The sequence below is a fragment of the Myxacorys sp. genome (genome assembly GCF_059501405.1).
The window spans coordinates 1-16,324 of sequence record NZ_JCACCM010000208.1 but is presented as its reverse complement, the minus strand read 5'-3'; the positions used below and the strand labels follow the sequence as shown (position 1 = coordinate 16,324).

Annotated in this window: 12 protein-coding genes; 6 read left to right on the top strand and 6 right to left on the bottom strand. The window is 51.5% G+C overall.

What is annotated here, in order from left to right; all coding sequences use genetic code 11:
- Positions 1-125: 125 nt before the first annotated feature.
- From uca to AC5I6P_RS29705, 3 genes are all read left to right on the top strand, one after another.
- Positions 126-3,731, top strand: coding sequence for an urea carboxylase (gene uca, locus AC5I6P_RS29715; protein ID WP_495697394.1), 3,606 nt, complete (start codon positions 126-128; stop codon positions 3,729-3,731).
- Positions 3,732-3,830: 99 nt separating this feature from the next.
- The gene (gene atzF / locus AC5I6P_RS29710; protein WP_495697393.1) at positions 3,831-5,216 is read left to right on the top strand and encodes an allophanate hydrolase; all 1,386 of its coding nucleotides are present in this window, start codon (positions 3,831-3,833) and stop codon (positions 5,214-5,216) included.
- 126 nt (positions 5,217-5,342) lie between these two features.
- The gene (locus AC5I6P_RS29705; RefSeq protein WP_495697392.1) at positions 5,343-5,768 is read left to right on the top strand and encodes an allophanate hydrolase-related protein; all 426 of its coding nucleotides are present in this window, start codon (positions 5,343-5,345) and stop codon (positions 5,766-5,768) included.
- Here AC5I6P_RS29705 and AC5I6P_RS29700 read toward each other — a convergent pair.
- The gene (locus AC5I6P_RS29700; RefSeq protein WP_495697391.1) at positions 5,765-9,385 is read right to left on the bottom strand and encodes an ATP-binding protein; all 3,621 of its coding nucleotides are present in this window, start codon (positions 9,383-9,385) and stop codon (positions 5,765-5,767) included. The genes AC5I6P_RS29705 and AC5I6P_RS29700 overlap by 4 nt on opposite strands.
- A gap of 749 nt (positions 9,386-10,134) precedes the next feature.
- Between AC5I6P_RS29700 and AC5I6P_RS29695 the strand changes: the two genes are divergently transcribed.
- The 3 genes from AC5I6P_RS29695 to AC5I6P_RS29685 all read left to right on the top strand — a co-directional run bounded on the left by AC5I6P_RS29695 (position 10,135) and on the right by AC5I6P_RS29685 (position 14,824).
- Positions 10,135-11,439: a hypothetical protein gene (locus tag AC5I6P_RS29695; protein ID WP_495697390.1), complete on the top strand. Its 1,305-nt coding sequence runs from the start codon at positions 10,135-10,137 to the stop codon at positions 11,437-11,439.
- 144 nt (positions 11,440-11,583) lie between these two features.
- Positions 11,584-12,435 (top strand): S8 family serine peptidase, encoded by an 852-nt coding sequence (locus AC5I6P_RS29690; protein ID WP_495697389.1) that lies wholly within the window; start codon positions 11,584-11,586, stop codon positions 12,433-12,435.
- Positions 12,436-12,499: 64 nt separating this feature from the next.
- On the top strand, positions 12,500-14,824 hold the full coding sequence (locus AC5I6P_RS29685; RefSeq protein WP_495697388.1) for a S8 family serine peptidase: 2,325 nt from the start codon (positions 12,500-12,502) through the stop codon (positions 14,822-14,824).
- A 45-nt stretch (positions 14,825-14,869) separates the two neighbouring features.
- Here the strand turns inward: AC5I6P_RS29685 and AC5I6P_RS29680 are convergent, their stop codons facing one another.
- From AC5I6P_RS29680 to AC5I6P_RS29660, 5 genes are all read right to left on the bottom strand, one after another.
- Positions 14,870-15,028 carry a hypothetical protein gene (locus AC5I6P_RS29680; RefSeq protein ID WP_495697387.1) on the bottom strand — a complete coding sequence of 53 codons (159 nt, stop codon included), beginning with the start codon at positions 15,026-15,028 and terminating at the stop codon, positions 14,870-14,872.
- Positions 15,029-15,031: 3 nt separating this feature from the next.
- Entirely contained in the window at positions 15,032-15,421 is a 390-nt protein-coding gene (locus AC5I6P_RS29675) for a hypothetical protein (RefSeq protein ID WP_495697386.1), read from the bottom strand.
- Positions 15,421-15,681 carry a type II toxin-antitoxin system RelE family toxin gene (locus AC5I6P_RS29670; protein WP_495697385.1) on the bottom strand — a complete coding sequence of 87 codons (261 nt, stop codon included), beginning with the start codon at positions 15,679-15,681 and terminating at the stop codon, positions 15,421-15,423. Before AC5I6P_RS29670 ends, AC5I6P_RS29675 begins: the two co-directional genes overlap by 1 nt.
- Positions 15,674-15,943, bottom strand: a complete 270-nt coding sequence (locus AC5I6P_RS29665) for a hypothetical protein (RefSeq protein ID WP_495697384.1) — start codon at positions 15,941-15,943, stop codon at positions 15,674-15,676. Before AC5I6P_RS29665 ends, AC5I6P_RS29670 begins: the two co-directional genes overlap by 8 nt.
- Positions 15,944-15,972: 29 nt before the next feature.
- The coding region (locus AC5I6P_RS29660) for a hypothetical protein (protein ID WP_495697383.1) at positions 15,973-16,324 on the bottom strand (352 nt) is incomplete at its 5' end.

Genomic DNA, 16,324 nt, shown 5'->3' with positions numbered 1-16,324 from the left:
CCATTTAGGAAGTCAATCCAATTCTTGTTCCTTCTCCTAGGGGAGCAGTAGGGTGAGGGCAATTGAAAATTTGTTAGTCAACCGGCCTCTATGCCGTCTTCAAACTCCTGAGTTCAAAAGCACACATGTTCAACAAAATTCTGATTGCCAATCGAGGTGAAATTGCCTGTCGGATTATTCGCACGCTCGATCGCTTAGGGATCGCTTCTGTTGCGGTCTACTCAGAAGCAGATGCTCACGCAAAACACGTGCTCATGGCAACAGAAGCGGTGTGTATCGGTGAAGCCGCCGTGGCGAAAAGCTATTTGAACTACGATCGCATCCTAGAAGTAGCAAAGCAAACCGGGGCGGAAGCCATTCATCCGGGCTATGGCTTCTTGAGCGAGAATGCTGAGTTTGCGGAGGCGTGTGCACGAGACAGTATTGTATTCATTGGGCCGACGCCTACTCAGTTGCGTCAGTTTGGTCTGAAGCATACTGCGCGGGAACTAGCAGAGGCGAATCAAGTGCCCCTCACGCCCGGAACGCCTTTGCTAGAAAGCTTAGAGGCAGCCCAAACCGCCGCGATCGCAATTGGTTATCCAATCATGCTTAAAAGTACAGCAGGCGGCGGCGGGATTGGGTTGCAGGTGTGTCACACCGAACATGATCTAACAGAGGCGTTTGAGAAAGTTCAACGCTTAAGCCAAAGCAACTTCAAACAGAGCGGAGTATTTTTAGAGAAATACATTCAAACGGCTCGACACATTGAAGTGCAAATCTTTGGAGACGGAAACGGCAATGTTGTTGCCCTCGGTGAGCGCGATTGTTCAGCACAGCGCCGCAACCAAAAAGTGATTGAAGAAACGCCTGCACCGAATATCACTGATGAATTAAGAAAAGAACTGTCAGATGCAGCCGTGCGGCTGGGAAAAGCTGTCCATTACCAATCGGCTGGAACAGTGGAATATGTGTTTGATGTGCAAACGCAGCAGTTTTATTTTTTAGAAGTCAATACCCGCTTGCAGGTTGAACATGGCGTTACTGAAGCCGTTAACGGAGTTGATTTAGTCGAGTGGATGGTCAAGCAGGCATCGGGCGATCTGTTTCCCCTATCAGAGTTTCAGTATCAGCCACAAGGACACTCGATTCAGGTACGGATTTATGCTGAAGATCCAGCGAAAAATTTCCAACCGAGTTCTGGCACGTTGCATCAAGTCACGTTTCCCGACACGGTGCGCTGCGATCGCTGGATCGAGACGGGAACGGAAGTCACGCCGTACTATGATCCCCTATTAGCAAAAGTGATTGTTCACGCGGACAATCGTGAGGACGCGATCGCGCATCTCAAAACAGCGATCGACAACAGCCGCATTGATGGCATCGAAACCAATCTGGCGTATTTGCGCCAAATTCTAGACGATTCTAGTTTCAGTCGGGGAGACCTGAGTACCCGCTTTCTAAATTCCTTTCACTATGCGCCGCTCACGATCGATGTTCTGGATGCGGGAACCTATAGCAGCATTCAAGACTATCCAGGACGGGTTGGCTATTGGAATGTAGGTGTGCCGCCGTCAGGTCCGATGGATCATCTCGCGTTTCGATTGGCAAATCGGGTGCTCGACAACCCTGAATCGACAGCAGGGTTGGAGTTTACGGTTACAGGTCCAACGTTGCGTTTCAATACCGATACCGTCATTTGTCTCACGGGTGCTGAGATGAAAGCAACGCTGAATGGTGAACCCGTACCCTTTTGGAGCGCTGTTCCGGTTCAGGCGGGAAGTACCTTGAAGCTAAAAGGCGTTCAGGGAGATGGCTATCGTACCTATTTAGCGGTCAAACATGGGTTTGATGTCCCCGATTATTTGGGGAGCAAATCGACATTTGCATTAGGCAAATTTGGCGGACATGCAGGACGAACCCTGCGTCCGGGAGATGTCCTTAAGCTGAATCAGTCGGCTGAATTGGAACACGCGGAGTCTACGCTGCCAACGGAACTGATTCCAACCTATACCAACCATTGGGAAATTGGTGTCCTCTACGGTCCTCACGGTGCGCCCGATTTCTTTACCCAAGAAGATATCGCTCTGTTCTTCTCGACCGATTGGAAAATTCACTACAACTCAACGCGCACCGGCATTCGGTTGATTGGGCCAAAACCGAAATGGGCCCGTTCTGACGGCGGCGAAGCTGGACTCCACCCATCTAATATTCACGATAATGCCTACGCGATCGGCACCATTGATTTCACGGGCGATATGCCGATCATCTTAGGGCTAGATGGTCCGAGTCTCGGCGGGTTTGTTTGCCCTGCCACGATCGTTCAGGCAGAACTGTGGAAAATTGGACAACTTAAACCAGGCGATACGGTTCGCTTCTACCGTCTAACGTTTGCAGAAGCCTTGCAGCGTGAACTGGCGCAAGACCAGCAAATTGCAACGCTACAAGTCACGCCGCCAGTGCAATCTGGCGTTTCCCAAACTGTTCATTCTCCCATTCTCCATTGCATTCCTGATTCTCCTGATCACATTGGGGTCACTTATCGACAGGCAGGAGACAAGTACGTGCTGATCGAATACGGATCTCAAATCCTCGATCTCAAACTGCGCTTTTGCGCTCATATCCTAATGGACTGGTTAATCGCCCATCACATACCGGGGATTTTGGATCTCACGCCCGGAATGCGATCGCTGCAAGTCCACTACGACAGTCGTGTGTTGTCACAACAAGCGTTGCTCGATGCTCTGATTGCTGCCGAAAACGAACTGCCCTCCGTGATGGAAGCAGAAGTACCAACACGAATCGTACATCTACCCCTGTCCTGGGATGATGAAGCAACACAATTAGCCATTCAGAAGTACATCCAATCTGTGCGTTCTGATGCGCCTTGGTGTCCGAGCAATATTGAATTTATTCGTCGGATTAATGGGCTGGAAAGCGTCGAACAGGTGAAAGAGATTGTCTTCAGCGCCAGCTATCTGGTGATGGGGTTGGGAGATGTGTATCTCGGCGCGCCCGTTGCCACTCCACTTGATCCGCGTCAACGCTTGGTAACGACCAAATATAACCCCGCGAGAACCTGGACACCGGAAAATGCGGTCGGCATTGGTGGCGCTTATCTCTGTGTGTACGGGATGGAAGGCCCGGGCGGCTATCAATTTGTAGGACGCACGCTGCAAATGTGGAATCGCTTCAAACAAACCGCTGATTTCAGTCAACCGTGGTTGCTGCGCTTTTTTGACCAAATCCGGTTCTATCCCGTTTCGCATGAGGAATTGCAGCGCGATCGCGCTGCTTTCCTAGAAGGAAAAGTGCAACTCAAAATTGAAGAAACCACCTTCAGCCTCAAGCAATACTACGAGTCTTTAGACGCGATCGCGCCTCAAATCACTCAGTTTAAAGCGACTCAGCAAGCTGCCTTTAATGCAGAGCGCGATCGCTGGTCAGCCGCCGGAGAATTTGAGGCCGAAGCCAAGGCAGAAGAAGCGTTAGACGCAGCAGATGAAGTGGCAATTACCTTGCCGCCCGGAACAGAAGCGATCGTTGCTCACGTTTCGGCGAATGTCTGGCAAGTGCTGGTCAAGCCTGGAGATGCGGTTGCAGAAGGCGATCAACTGATGATTTTAGAAGCGATGAAAATGGAAATAGCGGTCATCGCGGATGAACCAGGCACGATCGCGGAAGTGTTCTGTCAACCAGGGCAGACAGTGACAGCAGGACAAGTTCTTGCGGCGATTCAGCTTGGGGATTGAGCAAGAGCGAGCGATGAGGAATGAAGCAAGATTGAATTCATCCCTTGCTGAACAAAAACCAATCGTCCTAACGGCACTACTTGAAAGGATAACAACGGTATGGATTGGACAGAGAGTTTAGACCTGCGATCGCTGGCTCACCAATATGCAACAGGACAAACCACTCCGGAAGCTGTCATCAAGCTCGTCTACGATCGCATTGAGCAGTACGCTGATCCGGCGGTGTGGATTTACCTCGCCCCGATCGCTCAGTCGTTAGCTCGTGCCAAAGCCCTTGCCGATCGAGATCCTCGCCGCCTTCCTCTGTACGGAATTCCATTTGCGATCAAAGACAATTTAGATTGGGCAGGCATTCCCACAACCGCAGGCTGTCCAGCTTATGCCTACACTCCAGAACGCAGCGCCACTGTTCTTGAGCGACTGTGCGCAGCGGGTGCAATTCCAATTGGCAAAACAAACCTAGATCAGTTTGCTACTGGATTAGTAGGAACTCGCACCCCCTACGGTGTCTGTCGGAACCCATTTAATTCAGACTACATTCCGGGTGGCTCTAGCGCAGGGTCAGGAGCCGCTGTATCTGCCGGACTTGTTAGCTTTGCCCTAGGAACGGATACGGCTGGTTCAGGGCGGGTTCCAGCGGCGTTCACAAATATCATTGGACTCAAGCCAACAAAGGGCTTGATCAGCACCCGTGGTCTCGTTCCAGCAGTGCGAACGTTAGATTGTGTGTCGATCTTTGCTCTGACGTGCGAGGATGCGGCGGCGGTGCTGCAAGTGGCGGGCGACTACGATGCAGAAGATGGATTCTCGCGTCAACCAACCGTAAACGCATTGCCAGAGATTGCTAAATTGCGTGTCGGCATTCCCGGCGATCAGGATTTGACGTTCTTCGGAAATCACTCCGCAGAACAGCAGTATCGAGATGCGATCGCTCATCTCCAAACCTTAGGATGCACAATAGTGCCAATCGACTTCCAGCCCTTTGCAGAGGCGGCTCAACTGCTGTACGGCGGGGCATGGGTAGCAGAACGGCTCGCCGCGATCGCAGACTTTCTTAACCCCGCCCTGATGAATCCGACCGTGTATGAGATTATTAACGGGGGCAAACGCTACGATGCCGTGGATGCTTTTCGCGGGATCTACCGCTTAGCCGATCTGCGTCAGTTAGCCGATACCCAGTGGCAAGCGATGGATGTGTTAGCTGTTCCCACCACGGGCACGATCTACACCGTGGCAGAAGTCGAAGCAGAACCGATCGCCCTCAACAGCAATCTAGGACGCTACACAAACTTTGTGAATCTGCTGGATCTCTGTGCTGTGGCAGTACCAAGCGGGTTTCAATCGAACGGACTACCAACTGGCTTAACGCTGATCGCGCTTGCATGGCATGATGCCTCCCTTTGCCATCTAGGAGCCGCCTATCATGACCTTCTTGGTGGCACTCTCGGCGCGACCAAGGTTCCTCTAAGAAGGCATGAGGGATGAAGTTAAGTACAATCATTCTTTCATTAGTCAATTCATAGATTAACCAGTTCAATCAACAGATTAACCAAAGGTTTTTCCGTTCCTTCTCCCTTTCCAACTCCATTAAGTTTATTAAGTGACGACGCTATGACCTCTCAATCTTCTCCACTCGAACGGGTAAAAGTGGCGGTCGTGGGAGCACATCTCACCGGACAGCCGCTCAACTATCAACTGACGGACGAAGGGGCAACCCTAGTGCGTGCCTGCAACACTAGCCCGATCTATCGCCTCTATGCCCTGACCGGAGGAACGATCCCTAAACCTGGCTTGATTCGTCAGCGCGAGGGGGGTAGCGCAATCGCACTCGAAGTATGGGAACTTGCGATCGCGGGCTATGGGCGCTTTGTCGCTCAAATCCCGTCTCCGCTTGGCATTGGCACTCTGGTTCTAGAAGATGGCGAAACGGTTCAGGGCTTTATCTGCGAGTCTTACGCCGTGGCAGACGCCCGCGATATTTCTCACTTAGGAGGCTGGCGAGCGTACCTCGACCAAATGCGCCAAACCGAATCTTAAGGTTTAGCCGCAAGATTTGCCACAACGACGACTAGCTCTTCTGGTGAAACTGGCTTGGGAATATGGGTCTGGAACCCAGACAACAACGCTTGTCTCCGGTCTTCTTCTTTGGCATAGGCCGTCAGCGCGATCGCGGGAATTCTGCCACCCCGCTCGGCGGGCAATGCCCTAATTTGGCGAATCAGCGAAAAGCCGTCCTGATCGGGCATTCCCAGATCGGACACCAACAGATCAGGCTTAACCTGACGTAGCGCGTTGAGGGCTTCGACGGCTGATGTGACGGCGGTAACCTCAGCGCCCGCCTGCTCAAGAATGAAGGTGATAAGGGCGAGACTGTCAGCATCGTCATCGACGGTAATCACTCGCAGCCCGCTTAGGGAACCAATCGGCTGAGTTGAGATCGACGGCTGCTGGTTAGGAGAGGAGGGTTGAACCTGTAACCCTGGCAACCGCACGCTGAACGTCGCGCCCTGTCCCGTTCCCTCGCTGTCTACTCGTACCGTTCCTCCATGCAGTTCGACCAAATGACGCACAATCGTGAGTCCTAGCCCCAGTCCGCCCTGCGATCGCGTCGTACTGCTGTCGGCTTGACGGAACCGCTCAAACACGTGAGGCAGAAAATCGGCGCGAATACCAATTCCCGTATCCTTAACTTGGATCTGAACCCACTCACCTACCAGCTCTAACCAAACTTCAATCCGTCCAGAGGGCGGCGTGAACTTAATTGCATTGGAGAGCAAATTCCAGACCACCTGCTGTAAACGATTTGCATCTCCAGAGACAAGACTTGCATCCGGATCGAGTAGGGTTTGGATCTGAATGGATTTTGCGTCGGCACTGGGGCGCACCGCATCGATCGCAGCCGTAATGATGGAGGGGAGCGAGACGGGCTGAAGATCCAGGCGTAGCTGCCCGCGAATGATGCGAGAAACATCCAGCAGATCATCGACAAGCTGCGCCTGCGTTTTGGCACTGCGCTCGATCGCATCTAACGCCCGAAGGCTCGTCGAAGCGTCTAATTTCCCTTGTTTCAACATCTGCGCCCAGCCCAACATCCCGTTCAGGGGCGTGCGAATTTCGTGAGAAAGAACTTGCAGAAACTCGTCCTTCATGCGGTTAGCCGTCTCTGCTTCTACCCGCGCCGCCTGCTCTCGAATGCGCTCGGCCCGCTCTAGTTCCGCTTGTTTGCGGAGTCGAGACATCTCTAAACTTGCCCGCACTCGCGCTAAGAGTTCGCGAGCGGAGAAGGGCTTGATCAAATAGTCATCTGCCCCTGTTTCTAACCCTTCTAGCCGCGATTCTTCGCCGGCTCGCGCCGATAGCAAGATAATGGGCACTTCTCTCGTTGCAGGATCAGCTCGCAACGCTTGGAGTAGCTGGAGTCCATCCAGCTTTGGCATCATCACATCGCTGAGAACGAGATCGGGCAGTCGGGATGTGGCGTTATTTGACGATGCGATCAGCGCGATCGCGGCTTCCCCATCTGCGGCAATATCTACATCATAGTGGGGCTGAAGCAGCCGCTTGAGGTAATCGCGCATGTCGGCATTATCGTCCACGATTAGAATGCGCGATTGGCTCCGTTCCGTCCCGTTGTCTGTTCTGTCCAGACTTGTTGGCTGTTCATGCGTCCGAGGCGCGAGTTTCGTGTTTTCATTAGTGTTTTCAACCGGGTTCTGGGGTAACCAGCGCAACGCTTCTTCGAGATAGGGCAAAGCCCTAGTCAATGGGGCCGAACCATCAGCTCGTATAGAATCAGTGCCCGTTTGAAGTGCTGCGCTTGGCAAATGAGCACAACCTGTTGGAATGGATACCGTAAAGCTCGTTCCTTGATTCACCACGCTGCGCACCGCGGTTCCTTCGGAGTTGCGCTTTGCGCTAATCGCGCCGCCATGCAGATGCACCAGTTCTTGCACCAGTGATAGCCCAATGCCCGATCCTTCAAACGTGCGTCCTCTCGCTCCCTGGACACGATGGAACCGCTCAAATAGGCAGGGCAACTCCTCAGCCGGAATGCCTGTTCCTGTATCCCGCACTTCTAACTCAACCCGATTGGGGCCTTGTCCGTCTCCATCAGAACTACCAACCCAACGCAGTGCAACAGCAATCTCTCCTTCAAAGGTGAACTTAAAAGCATTGGAGAGCAAATTCAAGACAATTTTTTCCCACAGGTCGCGATCGACATACACAGCTTCTGGTAGAGGGGGACAGTCTACGGTCAAGCGCAGACCCGCTTGCTCGATCGCCGATCGAAAGACGCTAGCGAGTTCTACAGTAAGGGTTGGTAGATCCGTTGGCTCAAACGTTGCTTGCGTCCGTCCTGCCTCAATCCGCGAGAAATCGAGGAGGGTGTTGACCAGTTTCAGCAGACGTAAACTGTTGCGATGCAGCACTTCAATTCGGCGGCGTTGCGGTGGGGAAAGGGGATGCTCAACATCTGCCAGCGCATCTTCAGCCGGGGCAAGCATCAAGGTTAGAGGTGTGCGGAACTCGTGAGAGACATTGTTAAAGAACATGGTTTTGGCGCGGTCTAGCTCAGCGAGTGCCTCGCCCCGCCGTCGTTCTTCTTCGTAGACCTGAGCGTTGCGAATCGAGACTGAAACTTGACTAACGAGCAACTCATAGAATGAGCGATAGCCTTCATCGAGGGCACGATTGGGGCTAACGCCTGCAACTAAAACGCCGAGCGAGGCCGTTTGAGTAGACGCCGCGATCGGCATGACCAAAGCAGAATGAACAGCCTCATCCCCCGGACCGCCCAGAACGGTTATGAAGCGATCGAGGGTCTCAACGACAACAGTTTCACCTGCCGCCGCCCGCGCCAATGACCAAATTTCATCGGAGGAGGCTAAGGTAATCGATCGTGGAATGACATCATTCACGTCTAGTCCCACCGAGGCGCGTAAAGTCAGCGTACCATCTGGTTCTCGTAAGTAAAGTAGAGCAAAAGGGACATCGAGCGGATGCAGCCCAATCGCCGCGACCACATCGTGACAGGTTGCCTCAACACTGCGAGTCTCGCCTGCTTTCGAGGATAAATCGCGCAATAGCCGCAGCCTCCGCTCTCCCAAAACCTGCTGCGTCACTTCGCTACACACGGCCAGCATGCCGACGATTTGCCCTGCATCATCCTCAGCGGGGGCATGAGAGACGCTGAAATAGGATTCTTCTCGGTAGCCCGATCGCTCTAGCAAGAGCAGCAAAGCAGGCGTCCAGTTGGCGCTTCCCGTTGCCATTACCGTTTGAATCATGGGGCCTAACGTGTCCCACGCCTCGGCAAGCGTGATGCGGATGTCGAGTCCGAGGGCAGCGGGATGCTTATCGCCAATCAACTGTGAGTAGGCATCGTTGTAGAACTGCGTAAATTCGCGTCCCCAGGTCAGCACCATCGGGTAGCGTGAGGCAAGCATCGTTTTGATCAGCGATTTAAAGCTTGGCGACCAGGTTGCGATCGCGCCAACGGGAGTTTGCGACCAATCGAAGGAGCTGATTCGGCTCGCCATCTCGCTTCCAGTTCCGAGTAACTCACAGTGCGGATATGTTAAACCCTCGGTTTCAGTTGTTGTTTCACTTGAAGCAGATAACGGCTCCGGCTTTTGCTCAATCGGGTGCTGCATGGGTGGAAAGAAATTCTACTCGATGGGGCAGATTGTTGGGCGGCTTGTCACAGTATCTTCGCTGCTACGATGTGCCCCTAGCCACCGGGAGGATACTGCTACCCAATTATAAAGCTTGATAAATGAGACGATTGATCTTCCTTATTGGTTTGAAGATGGGTTGGGTCAAAGAAGATAATACGCTGCGAAACTCTGTCATTTATCATTGTTCTCATTTACCTCATCTTCATTTTAAGTAGCATGACTTCCAATATAGACCTCATTATCTCATTTTACTGAATATGTGTTCATAATACTATTACGCTTAAATAGTTATATTACTAGTCCTATTAATATAAACTCGTTTTACTCGCATTTTAGCAAGTGATCCTTCTAAAAATATATTTGTAAATCTCACGGCATTTGTATTGACACCTTAAGTAACTTTTTCAAATTTTCTTTCCGAATCATATTCATTAAAATCGCTATCATATTCATTAAAATCGCTATCATATTCATTAAAATCGCTATTTAAGATGTGCAGGGAATGAGGCTTGCGTTCCCTAGTTGATCGTCATTTCGGTTTTTACAATCTAACTGCGACGAGTACCCCAATGGGCACTGCCAAAGCGCTCTTGAGTTTTTAGGATGAAATCAACGACGGCTACTTGCGTTGATTCACTGCCAAAACTCAAAACGTTTGTGGATTAATGCGGTTCCTTGAGTTGAGCCTTGCGCTAATCGCTTTAATCTAAATTAAGGAAACTGATATGCCTACATCGATCACTCGCCTCGATCGCCTCCCCCTCGATCGCCTCCCGATTGAACTTCTAAGACCCACCGCCACAGATACCTCTGGAGCTCCCGAACCAGACAATAGCGAGATTCGGAAGATTGCCAACGACGTGCTTCAAGCTGTGCAGTATTCCTTTGCTTCGGTTGCTGCTAATCCTAATCAAGCGGTTCGTGCCGATACGTTAGAAGAAACATTTCAGCAAACGTTCAAGCGAATGGATGCGGCAAAGCTAGAGCGAGTGCAAACAAAAGCGACACAACTCGTGAGCGCTGCACCAGAACTGCGAACTACTCTATTTGGACGGTATGGACAACTTGAGAGTAAAGAGTTTGTGAGCATTGGGTTCGACCGTGCCCATGAAGGACTCGCTCCTCTAGCCATCGATCAGAAGCTACTCGGCATCAGAACGTCCCACCTCTCGATTCCTCAAGGCGTTGGACGAATGACACCCGAAGGACTTTTGATTCCGGCGGCAAACCTGCCTCAGGGGTTTGAAGATTTTGAAGATGCGATCGACATGTCTACTCAGAGAGCGGCAGAATCTCATGTTTATAACGCAGAAAAGCTTCAAGAAATTTGGGGCCCCGTCTACTCGACCGATCCGTTTGCGGGTGCGGGCGCGGACGAGTTTGAGGAGCAAGCCGTTACCGACAAATTAGGGTTCTACGTCACCCGCGTTAAGTGTGTGGATGAAACCAACCCTGAGTTCTGGGGCAGCGATGAAATTGCGATCGCAGGCGTGTCGGTCGATGAAGACGGCGACAGCAAAAAAATCTCCGAACATTATGTAGGAGGCGGATTTGATGATGGGGATGAAAAGAACTATTCCCCCAATTGGAACTATCACTGGTTCAGTATGCAAGAAGGCAACTATTGGCCCAAGGCTTACAAAGTCGCGCTGATGCTCGCCGAGAAAGACAATGGTGGACTCTCGACTGCCCTCAACACCATTTGGGAAAAAATTGGTGAAAAGGTGAAAGAAGCGATCGCGAAGGCCGTGACGGGTGCGCTTTCTGGATATGTTGGCCCTGCCATTGCTGCAGCCATTGGTCAAGCGGTTGCTTGGATCGTTGACAAACTTGTTGGTTGGATTATCACTGCATTCCAAGATGACATTTTCCCAGTCTTCACCGCAAGTTGTACCGTACCTAGCTTTAATGCGCGGTGGAACTATCCTAACGGCACATGGGGCAGCCCAACATCTGATGTGCGTACCGCTCACTTCTATGGGCATGGTGGGCACTACATCGTCAACTACTACTGGAAGCTATACGCCTAGTCTGCCAACTTTAAATCGCTCAGATTGATTAGAGCTAGGGAGAATGGGCGATCGCTGGTGCCATCTCTCCCTATTTCTTCCCAATTCTTCGATCTGAATCTTGGCGAAGTTTAAGGAACAGAGATTCATAACACGCCTCCCTCTATGAGCATTACTCTTCCTCTGGCTGTCATGCAGCAATGGTCAAAGAACGTGATCGATCTTCGCCACTTGCTGCATGACTTTACTATTGCGACTGACCATTCCCCCTTTCTCCGCTGGGATACCGCTCTAGAGCAAGAAGATGGTGCTGGTATTCGAGTTGCCTTACTTGACTCCGGCATTCAGTTGCAACATCCATTGCTAAAAGGCGCTCAGATACAGGCGCGAGACTTTACAGGTAGTGGCGGTGTCTTTGATCGAAGCGGACACGGAACTAAAGGTGCAGCATTACTAGTGGGACAAACGGATTTGAGAGGGCTTGTGCCTGCCTGCACATTGCTAGTCGGCAAGGTTTTGGGCGGAGATCGCGAGACTAGCGCGGTTGCGATCGCTCAAGGCATTCGTTGGGCACTGGCTCAAGGCGCTCAGGTGATCGCGCTCCCTCTGGGTCGGCGTCAGAGTTCACCGCTCGTGCAGCAAGCCGTGCGTCAAGCCCTAGCAAAAGGCTGCAAGATCTTTGCGGCGGCTGGAAATTATGGCGTTGATGTCTGCCTATTTCCAGCTCGATTACCGGGTGTAGTTGCTGTCTCAGCCACAACTTTAGCGGGTGTGCCCCTGTCTTGGTGCTGTCAATCTCAAGTCGATTGTTATGCTCCTGGACAAGATGTTTTTCCTAGCGATCTGGCAGGGGGTAGTAGCATTAATGGTTCGTCAGCCGCAACGGTTTTGGCAGCAGGAGTCGCGGCGCTACGAATGGCAAGGTCAGCAAAGACGAGGGATGAAGTAGATTGGCGTTCATCGTTCGATCAGACACAGCTTACTAGCGCTTCGTCATCAGATTCGTCATCAAAGTAGGGATGCGGAATGATGCTTACCTCATCCCTTTCCAAACCCACCAATCTTCAAACTGAACTTTAGTATGAATAGCACTCCACCATTTCAGCGCGTGTCGCTGCAAGAAACCCTATGCTTTGTTCTTAGCCTGAGTGCAGCAGAAGCCCAAGCCGTCCTTGAAAGACGGCTGGTTATCCCAGCAAAAACGATTTGCGATCGCACGCATCTAGATCGCGTCACGGTCGATCGCGTGTTGCAAAATCCCGCCGCCGTTCGACAACTCCGCTTAAACCCCAACCGCATTACCTCCACTCAAATTGCTCGGATTCCTCATCTCAGATCTGAACGGGCAAAAATCGTGGCTCAAGGGCGACCGTATTATGCGATCGCAGAACTAGAAGCGGCTACTGCGCTCCCTCGTGCTCTATTAGACCAGCTATTTCTGATTGCTCCGCTGAGCTATCAGGATAAGCAAGCGCACAAGGAAATCACGTTTACACCTGTTTTGGGACGCTACTTAATTCCGGCAAAAACCGATTTAGAAACCACTGATCCTCTGGAAGCGACAGGCTATGTCGAAGTGTTGCCTTCCCTACCAGAGTTTGACTTTCGGATTGTGCAACCCAGCGAATTTGAAGCCGATCCCGCTCCCCATGATCTTAAAGCTGCTTTTGCAGGCAATGTTCATCCCGTATTGCGAGACGCCGAAGGATTTGAGCGGTATCTTGTGCCAGGATCGCTCGACTTGTGGGTTCGCCCCGATGTTGCTGAGGCCCAGTGTTGGTCAATGATTCAAGCCTTGGGACTTCAAGTGACAAATGCCATACCGGGAGTGGGGTATTACCGCACCAAGTTGGGCGTTATGCCAGAGGATCGGGATGTAGTTCGGGCGGTACTTGCAGCGATCGATCGCGCCCAACAGCAAGACGACGTTCTCTTTGCTGAAATCGATCAGGTCGGATTTGAAGATTTTGGTTTGGATCAATCAGTTGTGGCGAACGATGAGGAGTTTGAGGAGTCCGATCGCTATTGGAACTACGATGCCATTCATCTCTCAGAAGCTCATCTGATCACAAAAGGATCATCAAATGTCACGATCATCATTATCGATAGCGGCGCTCGTACTGATCATGAAGCGTTGAAACCCGCATTTCGTTCCGATTGGCAGACATTAGATCTCAATTTTGATTTAGGTGTTCTCGATAGCGAGCGATCGCCCAATGAAGCGGTGATTGCCCATGGTACAAAAGTTGCGGGGGTGATCAGTCGGCAAGATGCTGCTGCGTATGCCGTTGCGCCTAATTGTCGTATTCTGCCGATCAAAATTCCGGGTCAGTTTGCGTCTCCAGCTTATGGCTTAAGAGCCGCTGCGATTCGCCAGGCACTCACGTATCTCCAGCCCGGAGAGCGGGCAGTGATCAATCTAAGCTGGCGTACCAATGGCGAACACATCGGGATTCGCGAGGCGTTGGTTGAGGCACAAAATCGAGGGGTTGCCGTGGTTGCTTCTGCGGGTAACTATGCCCCTGGTGCTGCTCAACGACCCGATGAACTCCACTATCCGTCTGCTCATACTTACCGCGATCCGCAGTTGACCAATCTTTGTACCGTCGCCGCTGTTGGGGTAGGCGATCGCAAAGCTAGCTATTCTTACTATGGGCAGCAGAGCATTACTGTTGCCGCACCAGGTGGTGAAAAAGGCAGCGCAGGAGCCGGAATTTACACGACATCGACTCCAGAAAAATATGTGTACACCTGCGGGACATCCTTTGCAGCGCCTCATGTTGCAGGGCTGATTGCGCTGTTATTCTCGGTCAAACCCGATCTAAGTCCGGCAGATGCGATCGCAATCATTAAAGACACTGCCGATCCGATCGATGCGGTGAATGCGCCGTATGCCGGGATGCTGGGCGCAGGTCGGATCAATGCACGAGCAGCACTAGAGCGGCTGGTTCCCTCGCAGAATAGAACCTATACAATCACTGCAACTGCCGGATCACACGGTCAAATTACTCCAAAAGGTTCCATTGTGGTTCAGCACGGAGCAGACCAGACCTTTGCGATCGCGCCAGATGCCGATTACCAGATTGCAGAACTGTTGATAGACGGCAATTCCATCGATATTGCCCCGTCTTATACCTTCAAAAACATCACGACGGCTCATGCGATCGCTGTGCAATTTGCTCCCCAAGGGGCAGAACCCAGCCATTATGATTCAGCAGGTCGATTGAACATTAATTTGGCAACGCTGGCAGAACTGATGACCTTACCTTCTATTGGTAGTTGGTTAGCCGATCGCATTGTGAAATATCGCGCTACTCACGGCTTCTTTAGCAGCATTTGGGGACTCTCTTTAGCAGGTGTGAGTGCCTGGACGATCGGACAAATCAAAACAAAGATTACGGTTTGACGATTGGGATGCACAAGGCATTTAGAATCGGCTGAACTTGAGGAATCAGTTGACGTTGTTTTGCAATCGGCAGTATGCCGAGGATGCCGTGGTCTTGTTGAAAGAGTGTGTTGCCGTTGGCACAGCGAAGCTGACCGCGAGTTCTTGGCGTAAGTCTGCTTCTGTAAGAGATAAGTTATCGGGCAGGTTAATTGTAATTTGCATCGGTTAGGCTCCTGGAAGTTGTCTTCGATTGCGATCGTAGATCTCGTAGAGGCGTTTGAGAACTTCAATCGGAATGCCTGCAACTGGAACAAGAATTTTAGTGGCTTCAATGCCTCCCGCAAATAGAACGCTGAAGGTATCTTGCCAGCGTTGCCAATTCTGAAGATTGGTTTGAGGCATTTGCTGGAAGCCGTTGATCAGTCTATCGAAGAGTTGTTCGTCTGTGGCGGTGGGATATTTCTGACGGAGTTGGGTGAGTAAGTCAGTGAGCTTTTGTGAGGCTGCTGCGACTTGTGGGGCGGGTGCATGAACAATCATGTCACCTTCGACATTGCCTGCGACTCCTGAGACAGGTGCATTGAAATTTTGTTGAACTTTGGCGATATCGCTCATCAGTCGTATGCCTCGCTGCGATGTTTGATGGTGAGGATGGAAACGATCTTGGTTTCGTCGTCAATCGCGTATAAAACGCGGTAGTCGCCTGTGCGAAAACGGTAGATGCCTGAGAAGTCGCCTTTGAGCGGTTTGATGTTGGGGTGGATGCGGGGGTTCTGCTCAAGATGAATGAAGCATCGAGAGACTTTCTTGGCGGTAGCGAGATCGAGTTTGATGTAAAGCGCTTCGGCGTTGGCAGATAGGACGACTTCATACATCGGAGCGAAGGTTTCTCCAATTTTTGAACTGATTGATTGGTGTTGCTTGGGCTTGCTTGAGTTCGTTGAGGAGATTGGGATGTCTGCTGAGTTCTTCGGTTGCTTCGGTAGATTCTTTGTCGAGTAGGAAGGTGGCGAAGTCGGTGAGGGTTTGGAGATGTTCGATCGAGAGTTGGGGTGCAATCTCAGTGAGTTGGGCTTGGAGTGTTTGAGATTGGGCGATCGCGGTATCAGTTGTGTCGCTAGAGTTAGCTAGGTTCATGAGATGGCTTTGGGAATGGGTGTCTAAGTTTAGTTTACTGAATCGGATGGAGGGGCAATGAGGTTACCTTCGACGTTGCCCACGACGGTATCGACTGGAGCGTAAAAGTTTTGAGTGATGAGAGAGCGATCGCTGGTTTGGCTTTTTTGTCGATCGGCTTTCTGTGCTTCTAAATAGGCTTGAAAGATTTCGTAGTTATAGTATTTACAGTTCTCTTGGATGGCGAGGATGGTGCGATGAGCATCTTGACCTGAATCGGATGGGATTAAGGTTAGGAGATGGGGGAGATGTTGAGCAATCGAGTTTGTGTATTTCTTCGCGATTCCGCCTAACGCCTCTGCCGCCCTCCAACGCACATCGGAATCGGAATCTTCCACGAGT